Genomic DNA, 24,427 nt, shown 5'->3' on the forward strand with positions numbered 1-24,427 from the left:
AGAAAGTGGAAGATATCAATTTACTCTATAAATTCATGCATAATAACACTGTGTCAGTATAAATACCAGAATAAAACTCTAACAAGAAAGTGAGCCCATCCGACACGATAAATAGCTACCGGGCAAACGGCACGAACGGACACCCTTTTGCATTTGAAATCCGTTCGATTTGAGTCTGTTGGTAAAAGGCGATTCGTCGTCGACGAAGACGCCCTATACAGCTTACTTATGGCTTGCCATAGTGAAGTATAAGGTTATTTACAGGCCGCCAGAAGAAACCCTTAGAGCGACCTCAGAGTACTTTATAAACCCATTAATGTACTTTGCATACTTATGAATAAATTAGCCAACAATTTTTAGATAATATTAACTGGATCAGGCCACGAGCATTTTTGTAAAAAAGAACAGGTATGTTTATATATTTTGGGTACGGTTCTAATATCAACCTCGCTTCGCTTAAGGCAAAGGGGGTAACACCTGTTGCATCGGAACGGGGTGTTTTGCCCGGATGGCGTTTACGGTTTAACGTTCAGCACTGGTTTCATCATGAAGGCGGAGTGGGTAACATAGAACCCTCCACAAACCCGAATGATTTTGTAGAAGGTATGGTGCACACCTGCCATGAAACGGATCTTGCTGCACTTGACGCCGTGGAATCATACGGGTTGGGGTATGACAGAATTGAAGTGGACGTGGAAACCAGCCGTGGCATTGTAAGCGTACAAACGTATATCGGCCTCCCCGGTTTCCTCGACAATACCTGCCTGCCCACACAGCGGTACCTGAATATTATTATAAAAGGAGCGGAAGAGGCTGGGTTAAGCCCTTTCTACATTGACAAACTCCGAAAAAACCCTGTCCTGCCCGAAACGAACTTTCCCGCCTTTATACCGCCCCCGGGTCAGTGGCCACACTTCAACGAACAAACACTGGCCTTGCATCCGGAATTCACTGCATTAGGATTCGCCGTGTTTGATATGCAGCAGGCACGGGGAAAACTTCAGGGTATTATTGGTCTTCTGGGTGGAAAGGATATGACGCTATTTTTTGTAAAACGACACGACACGAGCAGCGGCAACGAAACCGATGCCGATATCAAAAGCGGCAACATTTCTGATGGTGCTAAAGAATACCTCAATGCGTATATGAATGAATTTATGAATGAATACAAATATGTAGGTATATACGACCCTTATAGACCTATCAAATAATATTGGTTACAAGCAGTTTTTTAATATATTTAAAGAAAAAAGCGCATGGCTAACTATCCCGCATCAATGCCTCATGGTGAAATAAAGGAGGTATTCAAAGATGTCTTCTTTGTGCCCGGTACTATGAAGAATGAATTTTTCGGCTCAATGTGGCAATTCAGCAGAAACATGACGATAGTGAGAGAGGGCAGGAAATTGACCATATTGAATTCTGTCCGCTTGAATGATCAGGGATTATCAGCCCTCGATGCGTTGGGTGAGGTAGTAAATGTAGTGCGGCTGGGCGATATGCATGGGATGGATGACCCCTTTTATGTAAACCGCTACGGTGCTGCTTTCTGGGCCTTGCCCGATATGAAGGTACAGAATGGCTTGACAATAAATAAAGAATTGAAGGTGGGCGGTGAAATGCCTTTCGCTGATGGATCACTCTTTGTATTTGAAACGGTGAAACGTCCGGAATGCATCTTACGGCTGAACCGTGAAGGAGGCATTATGATTGCCTGCGATTCTTTGCAGAACTGGGTTGAACCCGATCAGTTTTTTGATGAAACAACCAGTGCTACAATGGCAAACATGAAGTTCTTCCGCCGTGCCAATCTGGGTCCTGCCTGGATGTTTGAGAGCCAACCAGATGCCGCAGACTTTATACGTTTAAAGGAAATACCATTCGAACACCTGTTATGCGGGCACGGCTATCCACTAGTTAATAACGGTCATCAGGAATTTCTACAAACGTTTAACGAATACTTCAACATCTAATGTGTGGACATCAAGCACAATAGCAGCATTGCAAAACCTATTCCCGGTTACCTGCTAGGAGAGAAGATTTCGGAATCAGCCTTACACGTTTTCTATTCCGCCATCAGAGAAAAGGATCAACAGGAAGTAGTTATAAAGACGCTTATTGATAGATATCCAAAAAAAGAAGATGTTGCCAGCCTTAGACGGGAATACCATATACTGACCAAACTTCAATTTGATGGCATTGTAAAGGTGCATGAATTGGTACCATTTGGTAATGGTAACTGGGGCATTGTAATGGAAAAGTTTGGCATTTCATTGCGGGAGTACCTCACCCGCCGTGAAAACAATCTGTTACCGATAGAGCAATTCTTTACTGTGGCCATTCCCCTGGTAAGATTGATAGGCAACCTTCATGAGAAACGAATTATTCATAAAGACATTAAACCGGCCAATATTCTTATTGATCCGGAGACCGGCAATTTACGTCTGATCGATTTTGCTTCCTCAACGGAGCTATCTAGGGAGCAGCCGAACTTCACTCTTGCCAAGTATATTGTAGGATCACTGCCTTACATGTCGCCTGAGCAAACAGGGCGCATGAATCGTGATGTTGATTTCCGGACGGATTATTACTCGCTTGGTATCACTTTTTACCAAATGCTTACGGGCCAGCTTCCTTTTACGGCAAACGATGCGTTAGAGTGGGTTCATTGCCATATAAGCCGGCAACCCATACCGGCGAACAAAGTGAACAGAAAGGTCCCGGCTGCCCTGGCAGATGTCATTGCAAAACTTATTTCAAAAAATGCCGAGGCCCGTTATCAGAGCAGCTACGGCCTTGCATATGATCTGGAAAAATGCAGTGAGCAGATTAGAAAGGGCTTCTTCGAATTTAGCTTTGAATTAGCACAGGCAGATGTATTCCATACCTTTCAAATTCCGCAGAAGCTCTTCGGCCGTGAAAAGGAACTTGACCGGTTAGAATTAAATTTTGATAACGTATGCCGTGGATCGGTAGAATTTTGCCTGGTGTCGGGGTATTCAGGCGTTGGTAAGTCGGTGCTGGTGCAGGAACTCGGCATATCCATTGTAAAGAAGCGAGGCTACCTCATTTCTGGTAAGTTTGAACAGTTCAAACAAAATATTGCATACGCTGCTTTTGCCAAGGCGTTTCGTAATCTTATTTATCAACTGCTGGGCGAGCCTCAGGAAAGTCTTGACCGTTGGAGCATTGCAATAAACCAGGCATTAGGTTCTAATGGGCAGTTACTGATTGATTTAATACCAGAATTGGAGTTGATAATCGGTTCCCAGCCGCCGGTACAGGAACTAACTCCGGCAGAAACGCAGAACCGCTTCTTAATGCTGCTTCAGAGTTTTGTGAAAGTTTTTGCTACCGCAGATCATCCTTTGGTGCTTTTTTTGGACGACCTGCAATGGAGTGATATTCCTACACTGAACCTTATTCAGCGCCTTGCTATCACGCAGGAATTGGGACATCTGTTCATCATCGGTGCTTACCGGGATAATGCTGTCGATGCCACACACCCACTCACTCTTACGATAGGAGAAATTCAAAACAAACGATTCGTAGAGAATTTACACCTCGAACCGTTAAGTCTCGACGCTGTAAATCAAATAGCGATGGGTACGTTGCTTTGTGATGAACAACGGGCCAAGCCATTGAGCCAGGTGATTTTCGAAAAAACGGCGGGTAACCCGTTCTTTACCATTGAATTACTAAAGAGTCTCAATGTAAGAGAAATCATCTATTTCAATTCGGTAAAGGGTAAATGGGATTGGGATATTGAAGCCGTAAAAAAAACAGAAAAAAGTGATAATGTAGTAGACCTCCTGGTAGCACGTCAATCCCGTTTGCATGCAGCTACGCAACACGTACTACAGCTTGCGGCCTGTATTGGCGCCACATTTGATCTGGAAACCTTGGCGATCATTCATGAGAGCACGATGCAGAAAACTGCGGAGGCTTTGGATGAGGCACTTCGGGCCAATATGGTAATTCCGTTAAGTGAGAACTATAAGTTTGTAGGACTAAGTGCGCCCTTTACTACCGAATACGTACCCGACATTGGTGAAGAAGAACGTTCCAACGAATTAAACTCAAGTTACAGATTTCAGCACGACAGAGTACAGCAGGCAGCTTACTCAATGATTGCACCGGAAAAAAGGCAGGCGCTGCATCTTTCAATAGGGCGGTTGATTCTTCAGCACACCAATGAAGAGAAACTCGATGAGGTGTTGATGGATGTGGTCGGGCATCTTAATGAGGGGCGGGCCCTGGTAAGCGATGCCTCTGACAGTAAAGCACTGGCGGATCTTAATTTGAAAGCAGGAATAAAAGCCAAGCAATCGTCGGCCTATGAAGCAGCATTGAATTACCTGAAAACAGGGTATGAACTACTTAATAGCGACGCGTGGCAGGTGCATTATGACCTTACCTGGAAACTGAGTGAAGAAATTCAGCATTGTACGTATTTAATCGGCGATTGGCATGAAGCTGACCATTGGACGGAGTCCATGTTGCAGCATTCTAAAACATCGGTGGAAAAAGCGCTGGTGCTATCGGCAAGAACACGCCAATATGCAACGATTGGCAAGATGCGGGAATCTATCCGGGCGGCATGCGAAGGACTTGCATTTCTTGGTTTTGAGTTTCGGCAGGATCCTACCCCACAACACGTGGCCGAAGAAACAAAACAGGTAGCCGTACATCTGAAAGGCAGGGCCATTGCTGATCTTATCAACATGCCCAGCCTGGAGGATACCAAAGCCAAAATTGCCAGCCAACTGATGATGGAAACATTTGCGGCTGCTTTTTTATCCGGCAGTGGTATAATGTTCCCATACCTGGTTTTAAAGTCAGTGAATCTTGCGCTGCGTTATGGCAATAGTCCCGAAACGGCATTTGCGTATGCAGCCTACGGAATGCTTCTTTGCGGTTTACTGGATGATTCGTCACAAGGATATGAATATGGGAAACTTGGCGTAAGCATTATTGAGAAGTTCAATGACATTACCCTGAAATCCCGGATCATTTATGTGTACACCATGTTTGTGCATCACTGGTCCAATCATTGGGCCACCATGACGCCATGGTTTCGTAAGGGAATTGAAGCGGGTTATCAATCGGGTGACCTTTTGTACCTGGCCTATAGTGCTCAGGACTGTATTATCTGGGATCCGCAACTTGATCTTGAAACCGCTTCCAATGAACAACGCAAGCTGCTCAAAATTGTAAAAGAATGTGAATACCAGGACTCTTATGATTCCGGAACCCTTTTTTTACAGATGCAGCTCAATTTCCGGGGTTTAACAGAGAGCAAGTACTCGCTAACTGATAGTAATTTCAATGAGTCAGACTGTGTGAATGGCATGATGCAGCGTCATTTCATGACGGGAATTGCCAATTATCATATCTATAAGGCAGAGATCCACTTCCTATACAACGATGCCAAAGGAGCGCTGCCTCATGTTCAGGAGTTGGAAAAGAAAGTATCATCTGTAATGTCATTGCCGCAGTTGGTGCGTCTTTACATTCTTTCATTTCTGGTATACTCCACACTGCTTCGTGATGAAAAGGAGGAAGAGCAAAGCATTATGCTTGATAAAATGCATTATGCCCTGGCAAAGATTACCCGATGGGCCAGGCAGTGTGCTGAAAATTTCGAACACCTTCAGCTGTTTATGGAGGCAGAGCTGGCCGGCTTTTCGGGCAACATTGCTCAGGCATTAACGCTTTACGAACAATCCATAGCTGCAGCCAAAAAAAATAGCTTTATCCGTGATGAGGCAATGGCCAATGAAATGGCAGCAAGATTTCTTCTGCGTACAGGACTAACCAAAGCAGCAGAAGGATATTTACAGGCTTCTCGTTACTTATATTACCGGTGGGGAGCAACCCGTAAGGTGGGAGATATGGCTCATAGCTACCCCTCACTTTCGGACTCATTAACAGATCTGGGTATTTCTGCTGAAGGGCAGGGCAAAACAGAAGTTACATTGCATGAGGCCACAATCAGCAATTTCAGTTCAGAATTGTTGGATATGAACTCTGTTTTCAAAGCATCTCAAACCATTTCCGGAGAACTGGTGCTGGAAAAACTTTTAAAAGCTACTCTGAAAATCCTGTTAGAAAATGCAGGCGCCCAAAAAGGATTTCTTGTAGAGAATACCGAAGGTAAAATTGTGGTGCTGGCCCAAAATGATGAAGTTGCATCAGTCTCTGACGGGACCACTTCAACACTTAAGAGGCAGGTAGAGCCATTATTTCCGGTATCGCTGATAAATACCGCTTTCCGAACAAGCGAAGCCATTGTACTTGATAATGCGTCTAAAATAAATCCCTTCTCTTCTGATCCTTACATCATCAGAAAAAAACCGCTGTCGGTAATGTGTGTGCCGCTTCCATTACACAATCAATGGCGATCTGCCGTTTACCTCGAAAACAATTTAACACATAATGCCTTCAGCGAAGAAAGGGTAAAGATTATCAAATTGCTGGCGGGCCAGGCCGCTATTTCCATTGCCAATGCAAGAATATATGAAGCCCAGGAAAAATTACTGAAAGCACAACAGCGGTTTGTACCGATCCAGTTTCTTAAAAACCTTGGGCACAAAGACATTGCCACGGTGGAGTTGGGCGAATCAGTTTCTATGGAAATGAGTGTGATGTTTTCCGACTTGATCGGATTTACTTCTATGGTCGAACAGTTGAGCCCGCATGATGTAATCGAGTTGCTAAATAAATATTACAGTACGTTGGGCATTCCTATTACCGAAACAGGAGGATTTATTGATTCCTATGCAGGAGATGAAATCATGGCATTGTTTCCGGTTCAGGCGCAGCAGGCGGTAGCAGCAGGCGTTAAGATGTGTGATGCCCTACGACGTTTTAATGGGGAGCTTACGTTACGGGGCCGGCCGCCCCTGAACATGGGCCTCGGCGTAAATACCGGGCCGCTGGTACTTGGCACTATGGGCGGGTTGGATCGCATGCAATGTTCTGTGCTGGGTGATACCGTAAATCTTGCGTCAAGGATAGAGCAGCTTACACGAGTTTATCATGCCCAGTTCCTGATCGGAGAAAATACGTACAGATCGTTGTTGAACCCCGATGCATTTTCTATCCGCATGGTTGATTATGTGGCAGTGAAAGGTAAAGCCATGGCCATTACGTTATATGAAGTCCTCGATGCATTGGAAGATGACCACCGAAAAGCGAAAGAAGCAACAAAGGAGCAATTGTCTTCTGGAATGAATGCCTACATAAAACGGGATTTTGCCTTGGCGCATGTCATTTTCAGTGACTTATCAAAATTTGATGCGGCAGACCCGGTGCCCTCTATTTTTCTTTCAAGATGTGAGCGATACATGAAGCAGGCACCTCCCGAAAGTTGGCAAGGTTATGAAACGCTCGTTCAAAAATGAACCAACTGTATTGGGGTACCGGCTTTTAGTTAACTTCCAGATGCGGTGTAAACACCCAGACCAACACGATAAATTCAGGCGTCAAACCAGTACAATATAAGCTTATGCAAATGATTTTATGCCAACAATAAAAATTGGAATAGTAATGGACCCGATTGGCTCCATTAATCCTAAAAAGGATACCACACTGGCATTTATGCTTGAGGCCCAGTTGCGCGGCTGGCAGATAATCTATATGGAGATGGCCGACCTCTTTATGCATAATGGACGTCCTGAAGCACGTATGCGCCATGTGAACGTTTTCAACAACACCAATAACTGGTTTGAGTTTGTCGGGGAAGAATACGGCTTGCTAAGCAGTCTGGATATAATCCTAATGCGAAAAGACCCTCCCTTTGACATAGACTATATAATGGCCACCTACATCCTGGAAAAAGCAGAAGCAACAGGAGTACTGGTTGTAAACAAACCTCAATCGCTTCGCGACGTAAATGAAAAAGTCTTTACTGCTTGGTTTCCACAATGTTGCCCCCCTTCTATCCTCACACGTTCTAAAAATGCCGTAAAATCTTTCTTGGATATTCAAGGAAAGATTGCAGTAAAACCTACCCACAAAATGGGCGGACAATCTGTCTTTATTATTACAAAAGGTGATCCTAATACAAACGTAATTATTGAAGAGGTAACACAATCGGAGAGCCGTTACATTCAAGCCCAGGCTTACATTCCAGAAATTGCAACAATAGGCGATAAGCGTATTATCCTGATTGATGGTGTTCCAGTCAATTACGGAATTGCCAGAATACCCAATGGCGATGATCACAGAGGAAATCTTGCTGCCGGTGCCAGTGCAAATGGTTTTACACTGACCGAAAGAGACTACTGGATCTGTAGTCAAATTGGCCCCACGTTGAAAGAACGTGGCTTATTGTTTGTGGGCATTGACGTTATTGGAGAATATCTGACCGAAATAAATGTAACCAGCCCAACCGGTATCTGTGAAATCAATAAAATTTTTGATGTCAATATCGCATCCATGTTTTTTGATAGATTAAACACCATCATTCAAAAACGACATTCCACTATGTAAACAAAATGATAGCTATGCCGCCAACAGTACTTACCAGGGAAATATGCAGAAATTACATTGAAGCCCATTTATTGGACCCTGCTATCAGTAATGATGGAAAGGCAAATGACGGCGTTGGATACATTGGCCTGGAACTAGAATCTTTCCCTTACATCATTGATCCTCAAAAAGGCGTCCAACCAGCGCAGCTTTATGGCAGTAAAGAATCTTTAGTGAATGCGTTGATCCATGTATCAGAGCAACATGGAGGCTTGGTGCAGTACCTCGATCAAACAGGGATGGATGAACGCCATGAACCTCTTGTCGGAGCTATTCATTTTCCGGATGGCAGCACTTTCCAGTTTGAACCCGGGGGCCAGATAGAAATAGCTACGGCCCCATGCAATTGCATAGAGCAACTCAATGATCAGCTCACAGGCATGCAACAAATTCTTGGCAGGGTAACACAAAACAACCAGTTTCAATTTGCCCAATATGGTACCAATCCGTGGTTTACTGCGGATAAGATTGGCCTGCAGATGAACAAGACAAGATATCGGGCAATGGCTCGCTATTTTGATGAAATTGGTGCTTTTGGCAGAATGATGATGGTTCAAACCAGCTCGCTACATGTGAATGTAGATTCAGGGTCAGATTGGTCCACACGGTCGAAAAGATATGTTGCCGCCAACCTTTTGGCACCTTTTGCAACGGCGCTATTTTCCAATTCACCCATTACTGCCGGTAAAGTAACCGGGCATAAATCATACAGGAGTTTTATCTGGCAACAACTCGATACGACAAGAACAGGAGTCTTCCCCATTGAAAAGCGATCCAGCACATTCGACAAAGAAGCGATCATTGATGCCTATCTCGACTTTGCCTTAAAGGCCCCGGTCATTTTCATTGAAGATTTCGGTGATGAACCGTTTCCTCTACACGTTACAATGGAATACTGGATAAATCACTCTATTAAAGGGTTATCACCGGTATTAGCCCATTTCATGAACCATCTTACACTCTTATTTCCCGAAGTTCGTTTGAAAGGGTACCTTGAATTACGGTCTGTCGATGCACCTCCTCCAGAGTGGCAAATGACACCCGCTTTGTTTTATGGCGGACTACTTTATTCGGACCAGTATCTGGATAAGGTGCTTGATTTGCTTTTGCCTTTTGCCTCGCAAATCCCACTGTTCATGAAAAAAGCAACGTATGGGCTGGAGTCGGATGACCTGTTCCATATCTCTAAAAAGCTGGTGCAACTGGCCATTGACGGGTTTTCTACTTTACCTGAATCATTCAAACGCGTTAATGATTTACAGCAGTTGATTGCCTTCTCGCAACGCTTTCCGTTACGACGACAAACGTTTGCAGATGAGCTACTCCGAAAACTCAATAAAATTTCATTTTCGTAAATTATTGATGTAACTTGAAATCAATTCAAGGGCAGTAAAACCAAGCCATCAACGTGATGATAAATTGTTTCGCGACTTCAGCCAGTTTGATACAGCACTGATGAAGGAGGAAATGTAAGCCCTGGAAAACTAGCGGTCGCCCCTGACCAGCTCTCAATGGATTGCAGTTTCCTTTTTTAAAGCAAAAGCGCGAACATACTTTGCCGCATCAGCGGACAGGTCAGATTATCAATGCCCTTTTAGTACTACTCTGTACCGGCCAGGCGACCAGCATATTACTTCCTCGACAATTTGACGAAAGGTAGTAGGCTGGATCAACTCAGCATACATCTCAACGAAAAGGATCGAAAATAAGGCGGCAGAAAAGCTGAACCTTCAAGGCTTTCTATGGATTGCCCACGGTTAAGCTAGCCCAATTAGACTGTCAACACCGAGGCACGGATTCTATCGACCCGTTCTTCTGCCGAATCGTCAACGATTACGTGTATACCTCTTCGGTAGCCCGGCTGTATATGTTTCTACTTCCTATTACCTAAAATCAGTTACAAACCAATAAAACCCTTAACTATGGCTTCATTCAAGTATCTATTTGGTGATGTGAACAAAATTGAGCAGTTGTTCCCTCCTGCGGAATATGCAAACTCAAGCCTCAAGTTTACCGATTATACCGACGTAATTAAGCACTATACATGTAACTCGCTCAAAGCGGATGGGCTAACAGGTATCACAGAAAATGACGTAACCGTAACAAGATCAGAGGGAAATTATTATATAGAACTCGCAGGCAAAGAGTTGAAAAAGGAACTGGAAACATTTGGTAAGCGCCATGCCAAAGTATTCAGTAAAAAATATGCACAGAAAGCGATACGAGGCATGGAGTTGCTAAAAAAGCTGGGAATTTGGAATCCTATGGAGGGTTTCAGGGTCAACAACAGCCCAACGGATGGCACCTCCAAGTGGCACTTATTCCCTTCCTTAGGACTCAATATCATCAACCAGAAGGGTCTCCTGCTACTGCACTACCCACCATGGGCTATAGTGCAAAAGGGAACATTTGAAAATGCCATAACCTTCAGGCGATGGGAGCAACTACTCCAATGTGCTGGTATTCCAGATAGTGAGGTATCCTTCTTCAAAACGTTTATGGAGGTAAGTCCCATTGCCGCCCCTGGCTCGGGAGAGAGTGAATATCCCAACGACTACTTTCCCATTATGATGGCATCCGGTTTTTTTGACGGTGGCCCCGATCGGAACTATATACGCTCTATGCTGGATTTGTACCTCAACCCGCCTGGCTTGCCGAAGAACAGCAAATATACATTGCCCTTGTTGGTGTGTGGTTCACCACTGTATGACCCGCAGTCTCCTGGATGGTTCAGGGTTGCCTATAAAGGCATTATGCCCCAGGATGAACATGGAGTACCACAGGTGAATGTTATGCAAGCCGGTTCGTTCAAGGTTTTTCCTGACTCTAAAAGGGAAACCCCTTACCTTATTTCCAATCATATGATTGCTGCTGGTGTTACGGGGAAGTGTACCAATGATCCCACCCAAATTCCTGACATCAGGAAATATGAAGCGCAGGACCTGGTATCGGCTACCTTTTTAAAATTATATGCCGAAAATCCTGATATAAGTCCTGAAGAGGCCAAAACCCAGGCATGCCAGCGGTGGTTTGGAAACGCTGATGGCTCGGGGGCGCCTATGCCCAAAGACGAGAACGACAGGCTCACCATTTGCGCATTGGCCCAGATGGATTTGTTTTTTGAGCCTAATCCCCCTCGGCCGAAATATACTTTTGATGAAGCGCTCCAACGGTGCAAAACAGCGACTAAACCGGGTGACCCCTGCTTTGGCAACATTAAAAACCCTGATGAAAATTGATCATATCACCCAACAATTTTTATAAATCCTACCATACACGAACCAGTTTATGAGCAACTCCCACAACCAATACTGCATTAGCTGTGATCAGGACACAGGTAACTTTCAATTATGGGCTATCGATTTAAATAGCCCTTCATTATTTGAAAGCCGTCACAGCAATTACGAAAACTGCCTTCCAAAAGATTCTAGTTTATTGCAGGTAGGTGATTATATTCTGCAATGGAGTGCGCTCAACAAGGACAATCAATATTCTTACAGGTTGCTGCAATTCAATCCTGATGCCGATAATCCTTTAGGAAGTTATGTTCCCGACCAATCGCAAAGTAAAAAACTCATCTGGTCTGAAGCTGCTGTTCAGGCCGGAACGTGGGCCAAGAAAAAGTTCTTCAGCTCCCGACAGGATTTTGCAAATCCCGATGGCGCCCAAAAAGGATTCGAATCGGGCCGTGAGCTTTTACTCATATCGATGCACAATTTCGTTCTCAATTTTATTCCTACAGCTGGCAGAGGCACCAATCAGCTTTTCAATTTTGATCCGGCCAGCCGAGACCCGCTTCCCGCAGCGTATTCTTCGCAAAACGCGTGGACATCGATTGAACTGGGTCATGAATTGATGTTTGTTGATGGGTATGTGCTGGATTGGAAACCAGAAACAAGTGATTATGTAATCTGGCAATTTGATCCCCAGGCCGAAGGTTCACTGAGTTTTCCGCCTATTCAGAAAGGAAAATGGGATTCACTCGGTATCGACGAGAGCCATCAACTTTGTGTACTCGGTAGCTATGTACTCGACTGGGAGCCTGCAACCAATCATTACCGGCTCTGGAAATTTGATTATAAGAGCAAAAACGGACTTTGTGGCCCTGTAAAAGAGGGAACCCTGCCGAAGCAGGTCACTAGTAAAACTTCGCTCACTGCTATAGAAACCCTTCTTCCTGTAAACCGGAAGGTTGCCGTAAAATCGGGCACAATGGACTTTATGCGGGATAAGATTGAACATGTAATTTATTACATGATTGAAAACAGATCGTTCGATCATATATGTGGGTGGTTGTACAAGAAAAATGAACACTTCAATCTCATTGGCCCGCCAGGGCATTACCGTGGCGTGGACGAAAATTTTAAAAACGTTTTTAGAGGTAAAGAATACACCATTACAGAATACAACGGTGGAAAACTGAGCAACGACATCACGCTGGACCTGGATCAGCAGGATCCTTATCATGATAATTCAGATGTTTTACGCCAGATGTTCTCTGAAAACATTCAGGATTATTACGACAAGAAGAAACCGGATATGGGTGGCTTTGCCAATAACAACGGAACTGAAGAGGTAATGCAAGCCTACTCTCCAGAGCAGATTCCTGTGCTTAACGGCCTGGCAAAAAACTACGCCATCTCTGATGACTGGTTCAGCTCCATGCCAAGCGGCACTACGGTAAACAGAGCTTTTTCACTTACGGGATCATCATTGGGCCAGTTAAATAACTTTCAGAATGGAGCCGCCTACGCAGAATGGTCACAATATCCCCGCCGTCCGTCTATCTGGAAAACCATGTGGTCAAACGGAATTCGGGATTTTAAAATTTATAATGCAGTCGAGTGGATCGAATGCAAGTATACATACAACCTTTTCCTAAAAGGGCAGATCCCGACAATCGATGATCCATTTGTAATTGGTAATTACGCTCCGCAACTCAACCAGTTTTTCGACGACCTTAAATACGGGACACTGCCTAAATTCTCTTATCTAGAACCCAAATGGGTAACTTCTACCGGGTCCACTTCCTATCATCCCGGCAACGATCTCATTCCTGGCGAACGGGAACTCAACGACATTTTTACCGCCTTACAGAGTAGCCCCCTATGGGACAAAACGCTGCTGGTGATAACCTTTGATGAGCATGGCGGGCTTCCCGACCATGTGTCACCTCCGTATGCAGTAAAGCCATGGGCAAATGATTCATTTGAAGGTTTTACAAATGACATTATGGGGATACGGGTACCAACCATTATGGTATCGCCTTATATTACTTCCAATACCGTATTTCGTTCAGAAACCGGTACGTCTTACGATTCTACATCCATACTTAGTACCCTTCTTCATTGGATGGGCATTCCTAAATCCAAATGGGGCCTGGGAGAGCGCACCAATCATGCGCCTACTTTTGAAGCCATATTCCGTGAGCAGAAGCCACGTACGGATAAGGTCGTTCTTGATCTGCCATACGATAAAAACTTCCCAAAACCAGATGGAAGTGGAAGTCGGCCAAATGCAACTACCCTGCCCGTTCACGATCTCCACCGGCACGTTGTACCGGGAATGATTGCCGACATGACACCTAAGCTGAATTCGACAGAACGGGCTAAGATCGTTGATGATGTATTAAGCAATGCCCATAGTTTGCAGGATCTTCACCGGCAATTAACGGATATCCATAGCAGGCACAGCCGCTAATGTTGCCTACGCTATCCGATGAATAAATTATTGAGATGTGAACAGGCGTATAAAGACACTGCTTTTTAAGGTATGACAACATACTTACCTGTTGCCTAATTATCGGGATAAAACATGGAGGCATTTCCGGCTAAATATACTCCTTCTAATAGAACAAGCCCGGCTGCCAAAAGCAGCCGGGCTTGTTTTGTAGCAACCTTAAGCACTTACATATTGATAGCCCGATTATCTGTAGCGGCCAGACAGGCTTCTTTGAAAGCTTCGGTATAGGTCGGGTGGGCGTGCGACATGCGCGACACATCTTCGGCCGATGCCCGGAACTCCATGGCGACAACGGCTTCGGCAATCATATCGGCCGCACGGGCGCCAATCATGTGAACACCCAGAATCTCGTCGGTTTCTTTGTGGGCCAGCACTTTTACCAGCCCGTCGACGTCCATACTCGCCCGGGCACGGCCCAGCGCCTTGAACGGAAACGAACCCACTTTATAAGGAATCCCTTCTTTTTTCACCTCTTCTTCAGTATAGCCTACCGAGGCCACTTCCGGCCAGGTGTACACCACGCCCGGAATGAGCCGATAGTGGATATGTGGCTTTTGACCGACGATGGTTTCGGCAATGAATGTGCCTTCTTCTTCGGCTTTATGGGCCAGCATAGCACCCCGAATTACGTCGCCAAGGGCGTAAATGTGGGGAACGCTGGTGCGGAGATGGTTGTCTACTTCGAGTTTACCCCGATCGTCGGTTTTCAGACCGGCTGCTTCCAGATTCAACCCATCCGTGTAAGGACGACGACCTACCGAGACTAGGCAGTAATCGCCGGTGAGGGTGATCTGTTCGCCTTTTGGCGTGTCTATATTCACAACGACTTCCTGACCGGTATTTTCAACTTTGGTAACTTTATGGCTGAAGTAGAAATCGGCACCCAATTTTTTGATGGACTTCTGAAGCTCTTTACCCATCGTTTTATCCATCGTTGGGATCATCGAATCGGCGAACTCCACAAACGACACTTTCGAGCCAATACGAGCGTACACCGAGCCTAACTCAGCCCCAATTACGCCCGCCCCAATCACGATCAGGTGTTTGGGGATTTCCTGAAGCGTGAGCGCTTCGGTAGACGTGATCACCCGTTTTTTATCAATGGGCATAGACGGAAACGACATCGGTTTCGAGCCCGTGGCAATCACGATATTTTTTCCTTTGATAATTTGCTCCGACCCATCGTCTTTGGTGATTTTGATGGTATGCGGGTCCACGAACGAACCGACGCCGTGTAACTCGTCGATTTTATTTTTCTTCATCAGAAAGGCAATCCCCTTCGTCGTTTGCTCAACCACGCTGCCTTTTCGGGCAATCATCTGCGCCAAGTCGACCTGAAGGTCGGCCAGTTTGATACCGTGTTCGGCAAAGGTGTGCGCAGCATTGTAATAATGCTCCGACGAGTCGAGCAGCGCCTTGGATGGAATGCAGCCTACGTTCAGGCAGGTACCGCCCAAGGATGGGTATTTCTCGATAATGGCCGTTTTCAGTCCGAGTTGAGCGCAACGGATTGCACCTGTATAGCCCCCCGGCCCCGAACCAATCACAATAACATCGTATTCCATGAATAAGGTTGTTTTTTTGTGGTTTCTAGTTTGACGTTTGTTTAATTGCCCGCAGGAAATTTATTCGCCTGACAGGCAACTGTAAACACCAAATACCAAACCGCAAACTGTTTACTTAGAAAGCGTTCTGACTGCAAATTTGGTTCAGAATTTGATTGCCCAAACCGATTTGTAAAAATTCGTGTTGGTGGTACCGGAAGGCCTATCTCTTCCACGGCTGTTTTGACCTGTTTTATGCGCTTCGTTTATCCCGTTTTTCTGCTATCTCTCCTGTTACTCAATGGCTGTACCAATCCTGCTCAGCAAAATCAACCGGATGTGTACTATGATGTGCTGACGTATGTGAAAGGGCAGATTACGGACTTATCGGCCCGCAAACCCCTTACCAGCAAGACGGTCGCCATCAACGAAAAGCGTAATCTGCAAACGACGAATGAAATCAACTGGAGCCGTGAACTGGAATTGTTTACGCAGGCCGATATCAACAAGCCTGCACTCCGCAGCAGTTATCAGATAAACCGTCCCGATTCGCTGACCTACCAGTACACCCTGAAAAATTCGGAAGAGCGGTTGACGGTGCGGTCACTCCTGGTGCGGTTAGACTCGACCACCCGCAAGCCAGGCCGGATTGAAGCCGTTTTACAAACCAGGAATCCGCTATACGCTTCAGAACGACATCTCGTGCTAAACAGCGGCCCCACAGTTGGTAAGCAATGGGGCCTGCAGGAATACACCGTGTCAGGTTTTCAGAAACTTCCTCTTTTCGACAAAAATGAGTTTTTTGTAAACGGAAAAGTCCTGCGTTAAGCCGTTGTTAAATTGGGTGAGACGGGTAGAATAAAAATAAATGTCGTCCCTTCACCCGCTTCGGAGTGAATCTCGTAACGACCCCGAATCAGGTCCATTCGAGCCTGAATGTTATGAAGCCCCATGCCAGTTGCGTTGGCCGGGTTCATGCCACAGCCATTGTCTTTTACAATCATATTCAGATCATTGTTGAACCGCCGGAACAGAATATCGGCTTCGGTCGCTTCTGAATGCCTTAGAATATTGCTGCATAACTCAATGCAGATTGAATACAGGTTGAACTCGGCGGTCTTATCCAAACGTGGCAATTCGGCATTATCCAGTCGAAAAACAATCTTCTGCGTAACGTTGAGCTTATTGACCAACCGCATCAGGGCTTCCGACAGGCCCTGCTTTTCCAGCTCGTCGGGCTGTAAATTGTGCGACAGATAGCGGACTTCGGCGAAGGCCTCTTTGGTCATGTTGAGCAGATTATAATAGATCTGCTGTTCCCGATCCGTCATGTGAGCGGGACTTAGCGCCGACATACTGGTTTTGATAGCGGCCAGCAGTCCACCAAGGCTGTCGTGCAGATCGGCGGCCATGCGCTTGCGTTCGAGTGTTTGTCCACGTAGAAGAGCCTCTTCGATCTCGCGGTTTTTGGCTCTCAACTGGTCATTGGCCAACTTTAGTTCAACTGTTCGGGCAAACACTTTGTCCTCCAAGTCCCAGTTCAGGCTTTCGATTTCGCGTTTCTGACGATTGATCAGCCGGTTTTTACGGTAGTAGATTGCTACAAAACCCAACAGCATAGCCACCCCCCCGACCAGAATTACCCGCATAAGGTTAGCCTCTTCAATATCGTGACTCAACTTGTCGATGTGGGCCCGCTGCTCCAGTCGGGTTTTCTGTGCTTCGGCCCTGAGTCGTTCTGTTTCGATCCGCTGTTGAAGCTGCGTCATCCGGGTTTCGCCAGCCAGTTGCTCCCGTTCCGCTTCGGCACGTAGCCGGGCAATTTCGGTCTGCCGACGCAGGTTGATCAGCTGTTGTTGCTGAATAACCCGTTCCTTATCGGCGGCAAGACGAACCTGGTTGATATCGTATTTTTTTTGTACGGCCGATAGTTCTTCAACCCGTTTGAGGTTTGTCAGGCTATCGCGGAGTACACTGTATTCTTCATACATAGCCAGCGCTTTTGCTGGTTGATTCGCCAGCCGATACGCCTGATACAGAGATTGCGTGGCAAGCTGTCGAATGCGAATAAACCCCGACTCCCGCGCTATGGCAACGGATTTCTCACCAAATTCAATGGCCAGATCAGGTTTGTCAATCAAGGTATAGCCTTCGGACAACCTCGCCCAAACGGCGGCTTGTCCGGCCCGGTCGTGGAGCTGGGTCCAGACGGCAAGCGCATCGTCAAAGAATTTGATGGCCTGTTCGGGCTGATGACGGCTGAGAAAGAAATCACCTAATCGTTCATTCGTATAGGCTACATTTATCTGGGAGCGCGCTTCAATCGCCATTTGTCGACTGGCTTCATACTGCTGTCGAGCCTGTTCATACTGCCCCCGTATTTCGAACACCTCACCAATCTGGGTAACGGCCTGGCTAATCAGCAGTTTACGGTTTTTAGGCGTCAATGATGTATTGAAACCCAGCAGGCTTTGTGAAAGGCGGTAGCTGCGGAGCGCACTATCATATTCTTTCAGGAGCAGATAAATATCGCCCATGTTCATCTGCACCTGCCAGCGTGGCGAACTTTCATGAGGCAGCTTGGCGCATAACTCCGACGCCCGCTGATTGATCCGAAGTGCCTGCGGATAATCGCCTTTAACCGTTCGAAGGTAATGCTCCTGCAACATCATACCCCGCACGGCGTATAACGTATTATGGTAGCGTAAGGCCTGATCGACCAGTTGAGTGGCGTATATAAAACTACTATCGTGCTGCTCGCCACGCATCTGTTTAAACACAAGAGCCATGAACCGGAGCCCTTCCAAACGTGCGGTATCTGTACTCAGGCCACGAGGCAGTGTAGCGGTAAATTGGCGATGTGAGCGGCCAAGGGTCAATAAACTGTCCATGTAAACGGCATCGCCCCGCCGGTCGAAATTCAATTCCGGCAGTTTTGATTGCACTTGTCCGAAGCAGGCAGTGCACCAACCCAGCAACAGGATACCGAGACAATGTGATTTCATAGGGTCCTTATCAGCTTACCGACCAGCTTCTAAGGGGCTCTAAAGTAAGAATTTAGTGCAGCAAATCAATGGTTTGCCTAAACTTTTCGCCCTTACAATGACGCTACGGATGCATCGGTAACATTAGTTTGACGTAAGCAGAAAGACGGTAAACGCAGAATACTAACGGTCTGCATCGACCGATGTAAAAAAAGTTAAAATACGTTTAAACTAAATTCCTGATTTAGGAATCTAAGCTAAGCAAACCAACGTAAGTACAATTATTTCCAAGAATAAGCTAGGTTTGCAGAAAAAGGCCGGTCTGCTTCTTTAACTCCTTACAAAGATTTTTTTTTGCTGGAAAAAGTAACGTTTGGCAGATTTTTTGCTTAATTTAGTTGCAGTTAAATGCCTTTTTTTATTACTTTTAAGGCTGGAACAAGGAAATTTTTCAAAAAACATAACTCCCCCATACACTATCGGAACACTGCTCTACGTTACCTAATTGTCTTACTGAAAATGGAAAAAGCCCAGGTAAACGACAGTGAGTTGATTTCCCTGTACATCCGTGGTAATGAAAAAGCCTTTGCTAAATTAGTGCAACGGCACAAATCGAAAATTTACACCACTATATACCTGATTGTTAAAGATCAGTATATTGCGGAAGACCTAATGCAAGACACGTTCATCAAGGCCGTGGACACCATTAAGTCGGGTAAATATAACGAGGAGGGAAAATTTCTACCCTGGATCATTCGAATTGCTCACAACTTGGCCATTGACTATTTCCGAAAAGATAAACGCTACCCCAGTGTGGTGTTTGAAGACGGAAGCAGTGTTTTCAATACGCTTGAGTTTGCGGAGGATTCCGTTGAATCACTTCAAATCCGGCAGGAAACACACGAGCATTTGCGCGAGTTGATACAGCGATTGCCAGAACAACAGCGTCAGGTGCTTATAATGCGGCACTACGAGGAAATGAGTTTCCAGGAGATTGCCGATGCTACCGGCGTCAGCATTAACACGGCATTGGGACGTATGCGTTATGCGTTAATCAATTTGCGCAAACAACTGAGCAAACGTTCGCCGAGTTATGATAAAAACATTTACCCAAGATGATGTAGTCCGGTATGTCTATGAGGAGACCTCACCCGAGGAAAGCCTGCTCATTGAAGATGCTCTAATGTCCGAGCCGGACCTGATGACGTTTTTCCTCGAAGCCCTCGAACTGCGGGCTTTGATGAACAAAATTGAACGTCAGCCCCGTGTCAATACGGTTCAGTCAATTCTTAATTATTCAAAAAATCATCCGGCAAACCCGCCTGCTAAAGTACGACACTCGTAACAGGCAGACGGGTTTTCTATGTAACGTAGCCGGAAGGCCGCATAGCCGTGGGCTAAGCTGTAGCGCAATTAAACCAGCTACAGTTTAGCCCACGGCTACACGACTTTGCGGCTATGCTACAACACAACTATGCAAAAAAAGGAACGATTCAGACGGTTCATTGAGTATTTCACAGAACACTATCCCGACCCTAAAACGGAACTCCACTTCAGCAACCCATACGAGTTATTAGTAGCGGTGATTCTGTCGGCCCAGTGTACAGATAAACGAATTAATCAGATTTCACCGGCCCTCTTTGCCCGGTTTCCGGAAGCGGAGTCGCTGGCTGCGGCCTCGGTAGAGGAAGTGTTCTCCTACATACGGAGTGTTTCGTATCCGAACAACAAGGCAAAACACCTGGTTGGGATGGCTAACGCCTTGATGAATCGGTTTGGGGGGGAAATCCCGGCAACGGTAGACGAGTTACAAACGCTACCCGGCGTAGGGCGTAAAACGGCCCACGTAATTCTATCTATTGTTTATAATGAACCGACGATGGCCGTCGATACGCACGTTTTTCGCGTGTCGCACCGGCTTGGGCTGGCCCCGTTAACGGCCAATACACCCTTGGCCGTAGAAAAGGCCCTGATGGCACACATTCCCAAACAACACGTTCCTAAAGCGCACCATTGGCTTATCCTACACGGCCGCTACGTTTGCCTAGCGCGTTCGCCCAAGTGTGAAGAATGTGCGTTGAAGGAGTTTTGTAAGTATTTTGAAAAAAGAGTGAGGAGTTAGGAGCCATCCGGTAGCATAACATGCCTAAGCCCTCCTAACTCCTCGCTCCTAACACTAATATTCCTCCGTTGCTGCAAAGAAGAAACTGCCTTCGATGGCTGCGTTCTCGTCTGAATCGGAGCCGTGAATGGCGTTGGATTCTATCGACTTGGCGTACAGTTTCCGGATGGTGCCTTCTTCGGCCTGCGCCGGATTGGTAGCGCCAATGAGTTTACGGAAGTCAGCAACGGCGTTTTCTTTCTCCAGGATCATCGGTACAATCGCACCGGACGACATGTAGTCGCAAAGGCCCTGATAAAATGGACGCTCGCTGTGTACCGCATAAAACTGGCCGGCCCGCTCATTGGTTAGCCCGGTCTTTTTAATCGCGACAATGCGGAAGCCCGCTTCTTCAATCATCTTAATAATTGCACCCGTATGCCCGTCTGCTACGGCATCAGGCTTAATCATCGTGAACGTTCGGTTCGTTGCCATTCTAAGTTTTTCTATTCGAAGTTTATTTTTTTGCGAGCACTCCTATTGTGTATAGCGATCGCCCTCAGTTTACCCAGAAGACGATTTGTACGACTCTCCTGCGCGGATCAGGGGCAAAGGTAAGATTTTACCGATGTCGGAATTAGTATTATTCGTACTTTTGAGTTTCGATTGTGGCTAAGGCCATCTGTATATGCAAGATATTGACGCGATTGGCGCGATTATCGGACTACCGCCTGGCGGAGCCGCCCAGAACGTGCTGATTACTACCCACCAGAATCCCGATGCCGATGCTATGGGATCATCCCTGGGGCTGGCGGGCTACCTTCGTAAAAAAGGTCATCTGGTAACGGTTGTTACACCGACAGACTACTCCCAGAATTTACACTGGATGTCCGGCAACGAAAACGTTATTGCGTTTGACGAGAAAGTACGTGTGTCGGTCAGTGAATTGTTCGAACAGGCTGATGTAATCTTCTGCCTCGACTTCTCGGCGCTCGACCGTATCCGGGATCTGGCACCTATGGTTCGCCTGTCGCGGGCCCGCAAGATACTTATCGATCACCACCTCGAACCGGAATCCTTCGCCGATCTGGCTCTGTGGGACCCAACAGCTGCCGCAACGGCAGAACTGGTATTCCAGCTGATTGTGGCCCTGGGTGATAAACATCTAATCGATATACCGATTGCGGAATGCCTGTATTCCGGCCTGATGACCGATACCGGCTCGTTCAGACATCCAAACACCACGGGCAACGTTCACCGCATGGCGGCCGAACTGGTAGATTTGGAGATTGACGTCAGCAGCATCCACCGGCGCATTTTTGACAACGTAACCCTCGACAAGTTTCGGCTGCTAGGGTATGTCCTGAACGAAAAGCTTAAGGTATTGCCTGAGTATAAGTTTGCCTATATCACCCTCACCGATGCCGAACTGAAGCGGTACCGATCGAAAACCGGCGATACAGAAGGGATGGTGAATTATGCACTGGCGGTTGATGGCGTGGTCATGGCAGCTATTTTAATCGACCGGAATGATGAAATTCGCATGTCGTTTCGTTCTATAGGTAACTTTTCCGTTCGTGATTTGGCCAACAAGCATTTCAATGGCGGAGGCCATCGGAACGCAGCCGGTGGACGAACCAAATTATCCCTTGCCGAAACGGAGCAGAAACTTCTGACCGTATTACCCGAATATCAGCAGTTGTTGCTGGAAACAGTATAGAAAAATTTACGGTAATCGGTTTATAGTTTACGGTAGTAAGCCGATACAGTCCGAGTATTCCCGTAAACATTGTCCCAGTACCGTAAACATCTTACGTATAAACCAAGTAATCTCACATGTCTCTTAAAAATTTCGGGAAAGCCGCCCTACTCGTCGCTGTTGTAGCGGCCTGCGGTAAAAACCGCCAACAGGTGACGGACAACGGCCTGAAGTACACTATTCATGAGCAAACCGAAGGGAACCGTAAAGGTAAAGTTGGCGACATTCTGACGCTGCACCTGACCCTGATGAACAACAAGGATTCTGTGTTGCGCGATACGCACAAAGAAGGCACTCCGTTCCAGATGTTACTGCAGGTACCACCTTTCAAAGGATCGTACGAAGAAGGACTCACGATGCTGGGCAAAGGCGATAGCGCAACGTTCTATGTAAGTGCCGATTCGCTGTTTACCAAAGCCATGCAACCCCTGCCTCCGGGTGTGCAGAAAGGAACCGATATTGGTATTGCGGTGAAAATCCTGAATGTACAGACTGAAGATGAGTACAAGAAAGCACAAGCTGCTGACTTTGAAAAGCAGAAAGGCGTTGACGCGAAAATTATCGAAAACTACATCGCGAAAAACGGTCTGACAGGTAAAGCTCAAAAAACAGAATCGGGCGTCTATTACGTAGTTACCAAGCCGGGTACTGGCCCGACACCCAATAAAGGTGATGTCGTGCAGGTTCACTATACTGGTAAACTGCTGGACGGCAAAGTGTTCGATAGTTCACGCACAAATCCACAGGCGGGTGGCAAGCCAGCTCAGTTCCAGATTGGTGTTGGCATGGTTATTCCCGGTTGGGAAGAGGGCGTAAGCAAGCTTCACAAAGGTGAATCTGCTACGCTGATTATTCCTTCAACGCTGGCTTACGGCCCCCGTGGTAATCAGGGTATCGCACCAAACTCCGTTCTGCTGTTCGATATTGATCTGATCGATATCCAGAAAGGCCAACCTGGGCAGCCCGGCGGTATGCCGCAGCCCGGCCGGTAAGTATTCCGATATTCTACGCAAGCCGTTTGCAGTTATCACTGCAAACGGCTTTTTTTGTTTACTATGGAACTCTGCTTTGCCACCAACAATCAACATAAACTAGCCGAAGTCTCCGCGAAACTCGGCCACTACTTTATCCTTAAAACCCTTCAGGATATCGGTTGTACAGATGAATTACCAGAAACATCGGGGACAATTCCGGGTAATTCACGCCAAAAAGCCGATTACGTCTGGACAAACTTCGGTGTTTCGTGTTTTGCCGATGACTCCGGCCTGGAGGTCGACGCGCTGAACGGCGAACCGGGCGTCGATTCGGCCTTTTACTCCGGTAGCCGGGATAGTGAGAAGAACATTCAGAAGCTATTGGCCAATTTAACCGATAAGCCCAACCGCAAAGCACAGTTTATAACCGTATTTACGTTGGTGCTACACGGCGTTGAGCACCAGTTCGAGGGCATCATTGAGGGACAGATTGTAACGGAACCTCGTGGCTCCGGGGGCTTTGGCTACGACCCCGTCTTTCAGCCCGATGGCTACGACCGCACCTTTGCCGAAATGACAATTGATGAAAAAGGCCTGATTAGTCACCGGTCAAGGGCGCTGGCTAAAATGATTACGTATTTGCAGAATCAGATTAAGTGAATGGTTATTGTACTCATCGCTCGGCATAGTCTGTAACTATGTTCAACTACTAGCAACGATAGACATAGTAATCGTTACCCGCGTTGAGCAATAGGCATGTCCGTACATTCATAAAAAAGCCCGATCCT

Annotated in this window: 17 protein-coding genes; 14 read left to right on the plus strand and 3 right to left on the minus strand. The window is 46.4% G+C overall.

The genetic code is table 11. The annotated features are described in order from the left end of the window. Positions 1-410 precede the first annotated feature (410 nt). The 7 genes from NT073_RS10045 (at position 411) to NT073_RS10075 (ending at position 14,235) form a co-directional block, all read left to right on the plus strand. Positions 411-1,211 (plus strand): gamma-glutamylcyclotransferase family protein, encoded by an 801-nt coding sequence (locus NT073_RS10045; RefSeq protein WP_297372550.1) that lies wholly within the window; start codon positions 411-413, stop codon positions 1,209-1,211. A 45-nt stretch (positions 1,212-1,256) separates the two neighbouring features. Continuing rightward, positions 1,257-1,973, plus strand: a complete 717-nt coding sequence (locus NT073_RS10050; RefSeq protein ID WP_297372552.1) for a hypothetical protein — start codon at positions 1,257-1,259, stop codon at positions 1,971-1,973. A gap of 3 nt (positions 1,974-1,976) precedes the next feature. Beyond that, on the plus strand, positions 1,977-7,406 hold the full coding sequence (locus NT073_RS10055; protein ID WP_297372557.1) for an AAA family ATPase: 5,430 nt from the start codon (positions 1,977-1,979) through the stop codon (positions 7,404-7,406). 118 nt (positions 7,407-7,524) lie between these two features. Further along, positions 7,525-8,496 (plus strand): glutathione synthase, encoded by a 972-nt coding sequence (gene gshB, locus NT073_RS10060; RefSeq protein ID WP_297372559.1) that lies wholly within the window; start codon positions 7,525-7,527, stop codon positions 8,494-8,496. 14 nt (positions 8,497-8,510) lie between these two features. Beyond that, positions 8,511-9,890 (plus strand): glutamate-cysteine ligase family protein, encoded by a 1,380-nt coding sequence (locus NT073_RS10065; RefSeq protein ID WP_297372560.1) that lies wholly within the window; start codon positions 8,511-8,513, stop codon positions 9,888-9,890. 567 nt (positions 9,891-10,457) lie between these two features. Beyond that, on the plus strand, positions 10,458-11,774 hold the full coding sequence (locus NT073_RS10070; RefSeq protein ID WP_297372562.1) for a hypothetical protein: 1,317 nt from the start codon (positions 10,458-10,460) through the stop codon (positions 11,772-11,774). A gap of 49 nt (positions 11,775-11,823) precedes the next feature. Beyond that, a complete protein-coding gene (locus NT073_RS10075) occupies positions 11,824-14,235 on the plus strand; it encodes an alkaline phosphatase family protein (protein ID WP_297372564.1) in 2,412 nt (803 codons plus the stop codon). A 206-nt stretch (positions 14,236-14,441) separates the two neighbouring features. Here NT073_RS10075 and lpdA read toward each other — a convergent pair whose 3' ends face one another. Beyond that, positions 14,442-15,902, minus strand: coding sequence for a dihydrolipoyl dehydrogenase (lpdA, locus tag NT073_RS10080; RefSeq protein ID WP_297372800.1), 1,461 nt, complete (start codon positions 15,900-15,902; stop codon positions 14,442-14,444). Between the two features lie 174 nt (positions 15,903-16,076). On the opposite strand from lpdA, the gene NT073_RS10085 reads away from it, so the two are divergent. Beyond that, positions 16,077-16,649, plus strand: coding sequence for a hypothetical protein (locus NT073_RS10085; protein WP_297372565.1), 573 nt, complete (start codon positions 16,077-16,079; stop codon positions 16,647-16,649). Here the strand turns inward: NT073_RS10085 and NT073_RS10090 are convergent. Continuing rightward, a complete protein-coding gene (locus NT073_RS10090) occupies positions 16,646-18,826 on the minus strand; it encodes a tetratricopeptide repeat protein (protein WP_297372567.1) in 2,181 nt (726 codons plus the stop codon). The genes NT073_RS10085 and NT073_RS10090 overlap by 4 nt on opposite strands. Before the next feature lie 498 nt (positions 18,827-19,324). Here NT073_RS10090 and NT073_RS10095 point away from each other — a divergent pair, with 498 nt between their 5' ends. From NT073_RS10095 to nth, 3 genes are all read left to right on the plus strand, one after another. Beyond that, complete coding sequence (locus tag NT073_RS10095) at positions 19,325-19,924, plus strand: RNA polymerase sigma factor (protein WP_012930482.1); 600 nt, start codon at positions 19,325-19,327, stop codon at positions 19,922-19,924. Continuing rightward, positions 19,899-20,150: a hypothetical protein gene (locus tag NT073_RS10100; protein WP_297372570.1), complete on the plus strand. Its 252-nt coding sequence runs from the start codon at positions 19,899-19,901 to the stop codon at positions 20,148-20,150. The genes NT073_RS10095 and NT073_RS10100 overlap by 26 nt, the downstream gene beginning before the upstream one ends. A gap of 129 nt (positions 20,151-20,279) precedes the next feature. After that, positions 20,280-20,927, plus strand: coding sequence for an endonuclease III (gene nth / locus NT073_RS10105; protein ID WP_297372572.1), 648 nt, complete (start codon positions 20,280-20,282; stop codon positions 20,925-20,927). 54 nt (positions 20,928-20,981) lie between these two features. Here nth and NT073_RS10110 read toward each other — a convergent pair whose 3' ends face one another. After that, positions 20,982-21,401, minus strand: coding sequence for a nucleoside-diphosphate kinase (locus tag NT073_RS10110; RefSeq protein ID WP_297372574.1), 420 nt, complete (start codon positions 21,399-21,401; stop codon positions 20,982-20,984). 193 nt (positions 21,402-21,594) lie between these two features. Here NT073_RS10110 and NT073_RS10115 point away from each other — a divergent pair, with 193 nt between their 5' ends. The 3 genes from NT073_RS10115 to rdgB all read left to right on the plus strand — a co-directional run bounded on the left by NT073_RS10115 (position 21,595) and on the right by rdgB (position 24,299). Continuing rightward, positions 21,595-22,626: a bifunctional oligoribonuclease/PAP phosphatase NrnA gene (locus NT073_RS10115; RefSeq protein ID WP_297372576.1), complete on the plus strand. Its 1,032-nt coding sequence runs from the start codon at positions 21,595-21,597 to the stop codon at positions 22,624-22,626. Between the two features lie 116 nt (positions 22,627-22,742). Continuing rightward, a complete protein-coding gene (locus NT073_RS10120) occupies positions 22,743-23,657 on the plus strand; it encodes an FKBP-type peptidyl-prolyl cis-trans isomerase (protein ID WP_297372578.1) in 915 nt (304 codons plus the stop codon). A gap of 63 nt (positions 23,658-23,720) precedes the next feature. Beyond that, positions 23,721-24,299, plus strand: a complete 579-nt coding sequence (gene rdgB, locus NT073_RS10125; protein WP_297372580.1) for an RdgB/HAM1 family non-canonical purine NTP pyrophosphatase — start codon at positions 23,721-23,723, stop codon at positions 24,297-24,299. The last annotated feature ends 128 nt before the right edge of the window (positions 24,300-24,427 follow it).

The sequence above is a fragment of the Spirosoma sp. genome, assembly GCF_026391055.1.
GTDB lineage: Bacteria > Bacteroidota > Bacteroidia > Cytophagales > Spirosomataceae > Spirosoma.